At 61.8% G+C, this 13,323-nt stretch carries 6 protein-coding genes; 3 read left to right on the top strand and 3 right to left on the bottom strand.

The genetic code is table 11. The features are described from left to right. Positions 1-283: 283 nt before the first annotated feature. Positions 284-8,311, top strand: coding sequence for an autotransporter outer membrane beta-barrel domain-containing protein (locus M2103_RS01390; RefSeq protein ID WP_277508261.1), 8,028 nt, complete (start codon positions 284-286; stop codon positions 8,309-8,311). A 378-nt stretch (positions 8,312-8,689) separates the two neighbouring features. On the opposite strand, the gene M2103_RS01395 is transcribed toward M2103_RS01390, so the two are convergent. The 3 genes from M2103_RS01395 to M2103_RS01405 all read right to left on the bottom strand — a co-directional run bounded on the left by M2103_RS01395 (position 8,690) and on the right by M2103_RS01405 (position 9,997). Then, positions 8,690-9,079, bottom strand: coding sequence for a hypothetical protein (locus M2103_RS01395; protein WP_108825317.1), 390 nt, complete (start codon positions 9,077-9,079; stop codon positions 8,690-8,692). A gap of 235 nt (positions 9,080-9,314) precedes the next feature. Further along, entirely contained in the window at positions 9,315-9,683 is a 369-nt protein-coding gene (locus M2103_RS01400; protein ID WP_277508264.1) for a hypothetical protein, read from the bottom strand. A 68-nt stretch (positions 9,684-9,751) separates the two neighbouring features. After that, complete coding sequence (locus M2103_RS01405) at positions 9,752-9,997, bottom strand: hypothetical protein (RefSeq protein WP_277508265.1); 246 nt, start codon at positions 9,995-9,997, stop codon at positions 9,752-9,754. Positions 9,998-10,117: 120 nt separating this feature from the next. Here M2103_RS01405 and cysS point away from each other — a divergent pair, with 120 nt between their 5' ends. Then, positions 10,118-11,518 carry a cysteine--tRNA ligase gene (gene cysS / locus M2103_RS01410; RefSeq protein WP_277508266.1) on the top strand — a complete coding sequence of 467 codons (1,401 nt, stop codon included), beginning with the start codon at positions 10,118-10,120 and terminating at the stop codon, positions 11,516-11,518. A 298-nt stretch (positions 11,519-11,816) separates the two neighbouring features. Then, positions 11,817-13,163 (top strand): bifunctional UDP-3-O-[3-hydroxymyristoyl] N-acetylglucosamine deacetylase/3-hydroxyacyl-ACP dehydratase, encoded by a 1,347-nt coding sequence (locus M2103_RS01415; protein ID WP_277508267.1) that lies wholly within the window; start codon positions 11,817-11,819, stop codon positions 13,161-13,163. Positions 13,164-13,323 lie beyond the last annotated feature (160 nt).

Consider the following 13,323-nt stretch of genomic DNA (forward strand, 5'->3'; position numbering starts at 1 on the left):
AACCATACTCTAACAAATTCTTGGTTGGTCTATGTCATTTAGCAATTCAGCCGTCTCTCCCAAAAGGCACATTCGCCCGGGCAATCCGGAAAACACCCCCATGGCATTCACTCAAAACGAATAAAGATTTTTTCAACTCCCCCCCAAAAAACCACACAGAACGCAGGTCGTTTAATCGTTTAGACCATTTTAATGGCAGGATGCCGCCTTGGGCTGAATGTCCCTTCTGAAATATGCCACGACAATCGAACTGTCCTTATTTTTTTCAAAGTAGACAAAAAAGATGAACCAAAAGTCATTTTCCCTCCTTTTTCCCGCAACACAGTTGCTCATTGTCGCATGTCTTTGCCTGGCGCTCCCGACGGGCGCGCCGGCGGCCAACTACACTACTCGATTGAACATTACCTCCGGTCAAACGCGAGACGTCTCCTCGGGCACGTTCGCCGGTTTGACCGAAAGCAGTTACAATGGAGGTGGTGCGATCATGAACGCGGGCCTTGTCACCGGCACCGACGTTTTGTTCGACAATAACTCGTCCACATATCGTGGCGGAGCCGTTTTTAACACAGGAACAATGTTGCTGGTGACAAGCACGTTCTCCGGCAACAAAGCGGCCAACAACTGGGGCGGTGCGCTTGTCAACGACGGGTTCGACGTCAGAACGGTCATCTTCACTGGCACGGGACTCGTCTTCATCAGCAACACCGCCAGCACTGGCGGGGCCATTGCCAACAGGTCGGCCACCTTCACTTTGACATCGGGAACATTTCTGAACAACGTCGCCACAAAAGGCGGGGGGGGTGCTGTCTATATCGATAACGCAGGAAGACCTTCCAGCTTTTGGGGCACGGATCTTGTGTTTGTCAGCAACACTGCAGCCGGCAGCAGTAGCGGTAACGGCAACGGTGGCGCGATCTACAACCGGAAAGTCAACATGGTTCTCATATCGAGCACCTTCATCGGCAACCGTTCTGTTGTCGCCAACGGCGGAGCTATCCGCGCAACCGACGGAGGTGTGATCACTGGCACCAACCTCGTTTTTATCAGCAACACCGCCGTCGCAGGCGGTGCCTATTACGGCGCGGGAGGAAGCGGCATCGATACCTTTGTATCGAGCACCTTCAAGAACAATACCGCCACCACGTCTTCTGGCGGTGCCATATATGCCGGAACCCAGTTTGTCGGCGAGGATCTTGTCTTTATAAACAACAGGGCCAACGGCACAGGTAGCGGTGCCTCGGGTGGCGCGTTGTATCTCGGTTCAAACTCCAACATCCTCACCTCAAGCACATTCACCGGCAATTATTCCGGATACTATGGCGGCGCCATTTACAACGGCGGCAACTTGAGCGCCTCCGGCCTGTTTTTCACCAGCAACACTGCCGTCTACTTCGGCGGGGCCATTTATATGAGAAATGCCTATGGAACTATCAACCTAGCATCAAGCACGCTTGAGGGCAATTACGCCGGCTATGGCGGAGCGGTTGCAAACTACACCGGCACCTTCTCCGGCTCCAACCTGCTCTTTGTCAGCAACACAGCCTCGTCCTATGGCGGCGCCCTGTTCACTTATGTAGTTGGAGCCTTTCCGGCCACATCCGTCGTGACCTCGTCAACTTTTTCCAAAAACTATTCAGGCAATCTCGGCGGAGCCGTGGTCAACGGAGGTGCCTTCACAGGCTCCAACCTGCTTTTTATCAGCAACTCCTCGGTGAATGCAGGCGGCGCGATTTACAGCGATACAGCCACCGGCACGGTCACCCTCTTTTCAACAACCTTGTCCGGCAATTTTGCCAACGCAGGCGGTGCGATCTATAACAATAACAACAGCACCTTCACCGGCACTAACATCACATTCGAAGGCAACGTGGCCGGCACCTCCGGCGGCGCCATCTACAACACCGCAGGCGGCACCATTACCGGCGCCAATCTTGTGTTCACCAGCAACACCGCCACCAGCGGCTCCGGCGGGGCAATTTACTCCGGTGCCGGCTTCTCGCTCGGCTCCGGCACCTTTTCCGGCAACACCGCGGCGGCAGGAAAAGGCGGCGCGATTTACGCCGGCGGCAACATCACCCTCGAGGTTGGGGCGAACGAAACCCTCTCCGCCGCCAACAACAAGGCGATCGACAACGACTCCGGCGGCTTCCTCTACATCGCAAGCGGCAGCATGGTCTTCGACATCGGCGCCAACGCGACAGCCAACATCGGCAACGCCAGTTCCATCGCCAATAAGGCAGACTCCATCTCGGCGGCCGATGGCAGCGTGAATCTCATCAAAACCGGCGCGGGCACCTTGACCCTGTGGGCGCGCAACACCTACACCGGGACGACTTTTGTGAACAGCGGAAAGCTCGACCTGCGCGGACACCTTTCCAGCGTGAACACAATTGTCGCGGCAAACTCAACCCTCGCCGGCACCGGCACCCTCGCCGGCCTCGTCACGCTCGCCACAAGCGCAACCCTCTCCCCCGGCAACCTCGCCGCCACCGGCACGCTCACCATCCTAAACGGCCTTTCGCTCGCCAACGGCTCGCTCCTCCACCTCAAGCTCGGCACGCCCAACGCGGTGGACGGGCTCGCCGACGGCACCAGCGACCTGATCAACGTCACCGGCGACCTCACCCTCACCGGCACGACGAGCCTGCACGTCACCGCGCAAACCGGCTTCGGCATTGGCGTCTACCGCCTCATCAATTATTCGGGCGACCTGCTTGGCGGCGGCACGATCAGCTTTGACGCACTCAACGATTCAACCGGCAGCGGATTGGGCACCAATGACCTCCTGGTCGATTTCGCAACCGCCCATCAGGTAAACCTCATTCAAGGAGGCTCCGACCTCGTCTATTGGGACGGAGATCTCAATCATTCAAACAACCAGATCGAAGGCGGCAACGGCATCTGGGACACCGGCACCGCCGGCGGCAACACCAACTGGACCGTCAACGGCGGCGTGAGCAACAAGACATGGACCGAAGGCAAGTTCGCCGTCTTCGGTTATGGCCCCGACGCCGTCATCGGCAGTCCCGTCACCGTCAGCAACACCCTCGGCGACGTCACGCTGAGCGGCGCGCAATTCCTCGTCAGCGACTACGTGCTCAACGACGGCACCCTCACATTCACTCCCGTCTCCGGCACCGCCTCGATCCTTGTCGGCTCGGGCGACGCAAGCGACTCCGCCATCACCGCCACCATCAACACCCGACTCACCGGCACCGCCGACCTCCACAAAATCCACGGCGGCACGCTCGTCCTCGGCGGCAGCAACACCTACACCGGCACCACCGTCGTCGAGGGCGGCGCGCTCAAGCTCGCGCACCACGCCGCCACCGGCACGGGCAACATAACCCTCGCCGCCGACACCACGCTCAACCTCGCATTCGGCGGCACATTCACAAACAACATCGCCGGCGACGCCACCACCACCGCCATCATCTCCGGCAGCGCCGTCACCCTCGCGGCCACCGACGCCGGCGCGCACACCTTCGCAGGCGCGTGGCAAATCGTCTCCGGCGGCACCGCCTCCATCGCCAACGAAGCCAACCTCGGCGCGGCCGCGGCCACCGTGGACATCGCCGCCGGCGGCTGGCTCACCACGAGCGACACCACCTTCGCCCGCACGCTCGGCGGCGCGGGCGTGCTCGCCGCCAGCCTCGCCGATCCAACCGGCACCTTCGCCTTCGCCAACGCCGCCGACACCACCGGCTTCACCGGCACCCTCGACCTCCAAAGCGGCTACCTCGCACTCGACGCCGCCAACGCCAACGTCGCCGCCCTCGCAAACGCCACCCTCCGTGTCAGCTCCGCGGGCGTCGCCGAAGTGCTCTCCAACGCCACCATCGGCAACCTCACGCTCAACGGCGGCGTCCTCAAAATCGCCGCCGCGCCCGGCTCCAACATCAACCAATTTTCCGGCACGCTCGTCACCGGCACGCTCAACCTCGCCGCGACCAGCACCCTCGCCATCGGCCTGACCGGCACCCTCAACACCGCCATCGATCCGCACAGCAACTTCTTCTCCGACTCCGGCTCGGCCACGCGCTACCAGCTCCACGTCGTCGAGTCCTCCACCCTCGTCGGCAGCGCGGGCAACGTCACGCTCACCAACCACGACGGCTCCGCAATCGCCGCCCCCGAGCTCGCGCAAAACGTGACCATCCTCGCCGCCGACGGCGGCGTCAGCGGCACCGCCGTTTACAACTACCGCGCCAGCGCCACCAACAACGGTCTCCATGTCGGCTACGGCCTCTCGCAACTCATCGCCGGCACCGGCACGCAAATCCTCCTCTCCAACGCCGGCGCGACCTCCGACACCCTCGACGCCGCGCTCACCGGCAACGGCGGCTACCAATTCGCCATCACCGGCACCGCCCTCGTCGGCAACGCAAACAGCGACTACCTCGGCGCCACCCATATCACCAGCGGCACCGTGATCCTCATCTCCTCAACCGCCCTCGGCAAAACCTCGCTCCTCGACATCGCCGCCAACGCCGCCCTCGATCTCGCCGGCCACTCGCAGACCGTCGGCGCATTCAGCGGCGCGGCCAACTCCACCCTCGCCCTCTCCAACGGCGCCCTCGTCATCACCAACGGCGGCATCAGCGAAGGCGCGCTCACCGGCACCGGCAGCCTCATCCTGAACGGCGGCCTCCTCGACATCCGCGGCGCGAACACCGGCCTCACCGCCACCGCGACCATCGCCGCCACCGGCACCGCGCGCCTCGACAACACCGACGGCCTCGGATCCACCGGCCTCATCGCCAACGCCGGCCTCCTCGAATTCAGCAACGCCCAAGGCACGCTCACCAAATCCATCGCCGGCACCGGCACCGTCGCCCTCGCCAGCACCTCCACCGTCACGCTCGCCGCCGACAACACCGGCCACGCCGGCGTCTTCGACATCGCCGCCGATTCGCAACTCATCGCCACCGCGCAAAACCAGCTCGCCGACGCCGGCCTCGCCATCGCCGGCATCTTTACCGCCAGCAACGCCGCCCTCGTCGAGCTCGGCTCCGGCAACGCCCTCACCGGCAACGGTCAACTCGTCAAAACCGGATCCGGCGAATTGCGCATCACATCGAGCAACGCCTTCAACGGCACGACCGCCATCACCGGCGGCACCCTCACACTCGCCAACCTGTTCGGCACAGGCACCGGCGCCGTGTCCAACAACGCCACCCTCAACCTCGCCGGCACCGGCACCTACGCCAACACCATCAGCGGCTCCGGCGTGAACCTGGCCACCGGCAACGTCAGCCTGCGCGGGGACAACACCGCATTCACCGGCACGCTCACCGTCACCGGCACAGCCGACATCGACAACAACAACCAAATCGGCGGCGCCACCGCGCAAGTCGTCATCGCATCCAACGCCAAACTGGCAACCATCGCCACGACCTTCGAGCACGCGCTCTCCGGCGAAGGCGTTCTCGCCATCAACACCTCCGGCGCCGACTTCTCCTTCAGCTCTTCAGTCCTTCAGCCCCCCAGCCCTTTCTCCGGCACCGTCTCGCTCACGAACAGCGTGCTCACACTCGGCACCAACGCCAACACTGACGTCCTCGTCAACGCCGCGTTGCAACTCAACGCCGGCGGCGCGCTCCACGCCAACAACGAAACACGCCAAATCAAGGCCCTCGACCTCAACGGCGGCGCGCTCTGGCTCGACATGAACGGCGTCCAGCCCGAGCAAGTCCTCAAAGTCGGCACCCTCGCCGTCAGCGACACGACCGCCAGCACGGTTGTGTTTAAAAACTACACCTCATCCGGCTCCGTCGCCATCGGCACCGGCACCAACAAAAACTTCCTCGACCAGGACAACATCACCAACAACGCCACGCTCCTCGTCGAAGCCGGCGCGCTCGACGATCCCACCCAGCGCAAAATCGCCATCAAGCAAGCCGACGGCACCTCGCTCTCCAACGGGCAAATTGTCGATTACGGAAATGTCCACGCCATCTACGACTACACCGCGCTCACCGTCAGCGGCACCGAGGCGGCCGCCTACACCGGCACGGGCGCGATGCCCGCCGGCCTCTACTACGACTACGTGCTCACCGCCCTCGACGTGCAAGCCGGCGAAACACTCGCCCTCACCACCGAGGGCGCAACCGACACCACCCTCTCCGCCGACATCACCGGCCTCGGCGGCGTCACCTACGCCGCGCCCGATTCCAGCGTCACCCTCAGCGGCTCCAACAGCTACTCCGGCGCCAGCATCATCACCACCGGCACCGTGATCGCCAAGGCCGACAACGTCCTCGGCGCCGCCGCCCCGCTCGACATCCTCGCCGACGGCGCGCTCGACCTCGACGCCCACACGCAAACCGTCACCACCATCACGACCGCCGCCGGCTCACTCCTCAACCTCAACTCCGGCTCGCTCGCGATCACCGCCGGCGGAGCCATCGACGGCGCGCTCGCCGGCACCAACACCGCCACGCTCAACATCGCCGGCGGCACGCTCGACATCACCGGAGCCAACGCCGACTTCGCCGCCTCCACCATCATCGACGCCAACGCCACCGCGCGCCTCTCCAACCCCGCCGGCCTCGGCTCCGCCGCCATCGCCTTCTCCGGCACACTCCACCTCGACATCGCCGCCGCCGACAGCGGCACCCTGCAAAACGCCCTCTCCGGCGACGGCCTCTTCGCAAAAACCAACACCGGCGAGCTCACCCTCGCCGCCTCCGGCGCGGACTTCCACGGCACCGGCACCATCGACGCCGGACGCCTCACCGCCACGCGCACCGACAACCTCGGCGACGCCACCATCGGCATCAACGCCGCCGCGACCTACGAAATGCGCGACATCGCCGCCGGCACCCTCGCCAACACCCTGCGCGGCACCGGCACCCTCGCGCTCACCCGCGCCGACCTCCTCGTCACCCGCGCCAACGCCATTGCGGACACCCTCACCGTCGCGCTCGACCAGCCCAGCAACCTGCGCCTCGGCGCCAACGGCATCTCGCTCGGCGCCGTCCACATGAACAGCGGCACCATCACCTTCGCGACCGCCACCGGCACCGCCACCATCGCCGCGCTCGGCCACGGCACGGGCAACTTTGTCCTCAATGCCGACCTCTCCGCCGCGACCGCCGGCAACACCCCCGCAGGCACCATCGCCAACGCGCTCACCATCACCGATGCCGGCGCCGGCAGGCACAACATCTACGTCAACGCCACCGGCGACATCTCCGTCATCAACACCGCCATCGAACTCGTCACCATTGAAAACGGCTCCGCGCAGTTCGTCCTCGCCAACCCCGGCGGCAAACTTGAGCACGCCCTCACCACACTCGAACTCCTCCAAGGCGACGGCTCCGTTTACATCCCCGACACCCGCAAATGGTATCTCACCGACGCCGGCCTCTCGCACGCCGCCGACGCCATCCTCAACACCGCCGCCACCCTCGCCCTCGACTGGAACTACTCGCTCGACAGCCTGTATCTGCGCATGGGCGAACTGCGGTGGGAAAATCAAAAAGGCCTCGCCACGGCGGACAACGGCAACCTCTGGGTTCGCTCGCGCGGCTACCGCCTCAACGCTAACAACGAACTCTCCGGCCTCGGCTTCAAACAATACGGCTGGGGTGTGAATATCGGCGCCGACAAGCGCTTTGACACCCCCGCGGGCCGCGTGCTCGCCGGCGCGCTGCTCGACATGGGCGGCGTCAATCGCGACTTCGACAATCACGGCAACGGCGACACCGACAGCGTCGGCTTCGGCCTCTACGCGACGCTCATCAACGACAGAGGCTGGTTTGCCGACATGGTCGCCAAAATCGACCGTTACGACAATGAGTTCGAGGCACGCGCCCACAACGGCGCCATCACCCGCGGCAAATACACCTCCAAGGCGCAAGGCCTTTCCCTCGAGGCCGGCAAACTGCTCATGCAATCCAACGGCTGGTGGATTGAACCCGCCGTCCAAGTTTCCGTGCTCTGGATCAACAGCGCCGATTACTCGACCGCCGCAACCGATGTCCAGCGCGCCATCGGCGTGTCGGTTGCCTCGTCGACAAACTACCAATACCGCGCGCGTGTGCGCGGCGGGCGCCAGTTCAAAAACACCAACTGGCATCCCTACGGCAAGTTCGCCGTTGTTGGAGTCGACAGCAGCGGCGGCAAAATCCGCGCGCATGGCAAAACCCTCGGCACCGACTACGACGGCTGCCGTTTCGAGGCGGGCATCGGCGTGATGTATCGCATCAACGACATCAGCCAGGCTTACTTCGATTACGAATACGCCAAGGCATCCAACTACGACCGCCCCTGGTCCATCAACCTCGGCTATCGCAGACTTTGGTAAGCGCGTCCGGGAATTACGGGAGGCATGCCCCCCACTGTTGACGGCGCCCAAAGAATAAAACTTATTCGCAAATGGTATTATACACAAAAAGGGCGCGCCTGTCCGCGAACAGGCGCGCCCTTTCTTGAATTACCTTTTTATATATTATAATTTTGAAAGCTTGACCAAGGAATCGCGCGTCTCGCACATGAGACGCCGAAAATCATCATATTTATTATAGAGCCCGAGCATGGCGCTGGATGAGGTTCCCGCCTTAGGCAGGGCGCGATCGCTAGGCGCGTCGGTTAATGGCCTGCACGCCGGTTCACTTCCCGCAAAAAAAGCCCCCGGCGGAACCGGGGGCTTTGTGATTGTTTATAGCAACAAGATACCAGGATATTAGCGGCGCTTTTTGACGAGACCGAATTCCTTCTTGATATTCTGAACGCTCGGGAGCGAGATACCAAGGCTCTTGGCGATTTCGGCGCCAGTCTTGCCGCCGGCAACGAGGGCCTTCACTTGATCCTTCACCTCGGGCGTGATGCGGGCGCGCTTGCCCTTCTTGCCTTTTTTGGCCTTGGGAGCCTTGGCAACCTTCGCGCCCTTGGCGGGACGTCCGGGTTTCTTGGAGCCGCCGGCGCGCTTGAGTGCCTTGATAAAGGAATCAACGTCACTGAATCCATAAGCCGCGGGCAGGCCTGCAAGTTTCCCCTGAATCTTCTGAAACTTTTCAAGTTCTGCCAGCTTTGCCTTTGTTGCTGCAATTTCGTTTTTGATGTCGTTAGCCATACGGGCGCCAATACAGTAATATGTTTTTTCACATGCAAGCATTATTATCCAATTTATATGCTACTATGCGTTTTTACCGAGCCCCAATAAACAGGCGGGGAGGCATGCGGAAAATCATACTCCGGATTTGTCACAATCTAAAAAACAACACCCATCCATCCGCATAAGAATTTCGCAATCACTTGTTTTGCAACAAATTGATAAATCATAAAAACCCTCCCGTGCATTATTTTCATCATCGAAAACAATGTTCATTTTTCGCCGCCCGGGCGCGGAAGAACATGCCGGAAATGTCGGTGAAAAATACACAATTTTTTCGCAAAACCCACAGTGCGGCGGGAAAAAACATACCTTTGGCGCGACACGAAGCCGCGTTCTGCCGCCCGTAATTCTTGGCGGAGCCGGCAAGCGCGCCCGGCCCGCTAACGACCAAAGCCAGTCCGCATGCAGTATAGCTTAAGAATATTTTTAGGGGAAAAGCCAATGAAGCCCGTTTAATTTTCCCCGATGGTAGCGGTGTGATGAATAAGAATTGGAACACTAAATCCTTTATTTGTCCGAATGATTGTCCGGCAAAAGGCCTGTAAACACACACGGGACGCACGCACGCCCCGTTCGAAACACGTCCTTAAGAAAATTCCTTTTGTTTTTAGAATGCCACCGAATAGGTCATCATGACGCTGTGCTCGATGATCGGGATTCCGCCGCCGATGGCGCTTTTTTCTTTTCGTTAAATACATCGTTCATATTGAGCTTTATTTTTTGCCGAAGCACCGCGGAGGTCGCCGGCCGGAAAGCGGGATGGTCGTGGCGGGCGGCGTGGTCGATGAACACCGGCGGCGTTGTGCGCAAGGTCGGCTTGTAAGCGAACTGCGGGGTGCGCAGCCGTTGCGAGTCCTGATAAAAACTTGCTGGCAATTAGTAACCGTGCCCCCCCGCCAGCCCGATGCCCCGGGTCAACATGTCTATGGGTCTTTCTGGCAGGCTCGAATTTCTGCTTTCTTAATTCTTAATTCTTAATTCTTAATTCATCCCCTCATGCCTATTCGTCTTCACGACTCGCTCACACGCACCGCGCTTCCGCTCGCGCCCGGCCAGCCCGACGGCGTTTTCCGTTTCTACAACTGCGGCCCCACGGTTTACGCGCCCGCGCACATCGGCAACTTCCGCACCTTTGTCGTCAACGACCTCATCCGCCGCCTGCTCGAACTCGAATTCGGCGCCGACAAAGTCCGCCACGTCCGCAACATCACCGACGTTGACGACAAAACCATCCGCCGCTCGCGCGAGGAAAACCGCACGCTCGCCGAGGTCACCCGCCAGTGGACGGAAAAATTTCACGCCGACTGCGACGCGCTCAACTGCCTGCGGCCGCACGACGAGCCCCGCGCCACCGACCCGCGCTACATGAGCGAGCAAGTCAACATGATCGACGTGCTCCTCGAAAAAGGAAACGCCTACGTCGCGCCCGACGGCTCCGTGTATTTCAAAGTCGCCTCCTATCCCGCCTACGGCGCGCTCTCCCGCGTCAAGGAGCGCGAGCTCAAGCCCGGCTCCGCCCTCGCCGGCAAGACCGGGGCCTCCGCAGCCGACGCCGACGAAAAGGAGGACGGCTCCGACTTCGCCCTCTGGAAGGCGCACAAGCCCGAGGACGGCCCCAACCAGTGGCCCGGCCCGCGCAACGCCGCCGCCGGGCGCCCCGGCTGGCACATCGAATGCAGCGCCATGAGCAAGGCGATCCTCGGCCCGACCATCGACCTGCACACCGGCGGCGTCGATCTGCTCTTCCCGCATCACGAAAACGAAATCGCGCAAAGCCAGTGCTGCAACGACCGGACCTTTTCGCGCCAGTGGTATCACAGCGAGCACCTCCTCGTTGACGGCAAAAAAATGAGCAAGTCGCTCGGCAACCTCTACACGCTCGACCAGCTCGCCGCGATGAGCCACACGCCGATGGCGCTCCGCTACGCGCTCCTCGCCGGGCATCCGCGCAAACAACTCAACTTCACACTCGACTCGCTCCACGCCGCCGAAAAAGCGCTCGCCACCTTCCGCGCCTTCGCCGCCGCGCTTCCGCCCTCCGGTGGCGACGACACCGTGCTCGATCCGTTTTTCGCCGCCCTGCACGACGACCTCAACACACCCGCCGCCCTCGGCGCGCTCTTCACGCTCGTCAACCGCGGCCCCGCCGAATCGAAACTCGACGCGCCGGTTTTCGCGCGCGCCATGTTCGCCCTCGGCCTGAAACTCGACGCACCCGTCGCGCCAAAAGCCGAGGCTCCCGCCGATGTGACCGCGCTCGCCGAGCAACGCTGGGCCGCGAAAAAAGCGAAGGATTTCGCCGCCGCCGACCGCCTCCGCGGAGAAATCGCCGGCAAAGGCTGGACGATGCTCGACGGCAAGGACGGATACAAACTGGAACCGATAAAGGGAGCCTGAGAAGGTTTTAATAATCCTCAGATGACGCCGATTTTCACAGATGCAAACCTCCGCATCTGTGAAAATCTGTGACATCTGTGGGTTAGCCCTTCTTCTCCGCCCCGGTTTTCGCCCACTCAATTCACGGGGAGTATTTTTTGCAACGCGATCAGTCGGACGGCCCCACCCTTCCCCGTCCTGCGCCCCGCCGCATTGCAATACTTTCGCATATTGCCCCGTCCGTCCCGCCCAATCTCCGCGCTTGCGCAAAGCTCATTGTTTTTAAAGCTTCTTCCTTTTTACAACGTTCAACCGACCAATGAAACAACGCACTCTCGCTCGGGAAGTCACCATACAAGGCAAAGCGCTCCACACGGGCGAAGAAGTCACCATGACCATGCGGCCCGCGCCGGCAAACCACGGCATCGTCTTCAAACGCGTCGACCTGCCCGGCAGCCCCGAGCTCCGCCCTCGCGTCGACCAAATCTCCGATCTCGTCCGCGCCACCACCATCCAGGTCGGCCACGCCAAGCTCCACACCGTCGAGCACATCCTCTCCGCCCTCACCGGCTGCGGCATCGACAACGTCCTCATCGAGATCAACGCCTCCGAACCCCCGATCATGGACGGCTCCGCGCGCCCCTTCGTCAACATGATCCTCCAGGCCGAGCCCGTCGAGCAGGACAAGGACCGCGAATACTTCACGCTCGACGCCCCCGTCTCCGTCTCGCGCGGCAACTCCACCATCATCGCCCTCCCCGCCGACGAACTCAAAATCTCCTGCACCTCGGCCGACGACCGCGGCATCCACACCCAGCACCTCTCGATCTCGATCGACCCCGACATTTACATGTCGCAGATCGCCGCCGCGCGCACCTTCACCATCTACGAGGACATCGAGGAACTCCTCAAGCTCGGCAAAATCAAGGGCGGCACCCTCGACTGCGCCGTCGTCATCAAGGGCGACAAAATCCTCTCCAAGGAGGGCCTGCGCTTCAACGACGAGTTCGTGCGCCACAAGATCCTCGACATCGTCGGCGACATCACGCTCCTCGGCATGCCCCTCAAGGCGCACATCATCGCCACGCGCCCCGGCCACGCCATCAACGCCGACCTCACCAAGGCCCTCTACGAAAAACTCCTCGAGCGCAAAAAGAAGCCCGCGAAAAAGAAGGCCGCCCGCGCCGACACGCTCCGCCCCAACGAAACCTCGCTCGACATCAAGCGCATCCTCGAAATGATGCCGCACCGCTACCCCTTCGTGATGGTTGACCGCGTCATCGAATTCATCGGCGACAACGAGCTCGTCGCCATCAAAAACGTCTCCATCAACGAACCCTATTTCCAGGGCCACTATCCCGAGGAGCCCCTCATGCCCGGCGTGCTCCAGCTCGAAGCCATGGCGCAAGCCTCCGGCCTGCTCCTCCTGCGCGGCATAAGCGTTGACGGGCGCACCCCGTTTTTCATGAGCGCCGACAAGATCAAATTCCGCCGCCCCGTGCGCCCCGGCGACCAGCTCACCATCAACGCCAAGCTCACCAAAATTCGCGCCAACAAACTCGCCGTCGCCGAGGCCACCTGCACCGTCGGCGGCAACGTCGTGTCGAGCGCCGAGCTCATGTTCACCCTCGTTGACGCCGAAACCGGCGCCATGGGAGCGGGCTGAATGAATTTTCGATTTTGGATTCCCGATTTTGGATTGGGCGCTTCCGCGCCATGACAAAATGCGACAGCCGGAATAAAATCGAATAACACGCACACACCCAATTCACCCAATGGCGCGGCAGCGCCCCAATCGAAAATCCAAAATCGAAAATCGAAAATTC

This window comes from Ereboglobus sp. PH5-5 (assembly GCF_029504805.1).
GTDB lineage: Bacteria > Verrucomicrobiota > Verrucomicrobiia > Opitutales > Opitutaceae > Ereboglobus.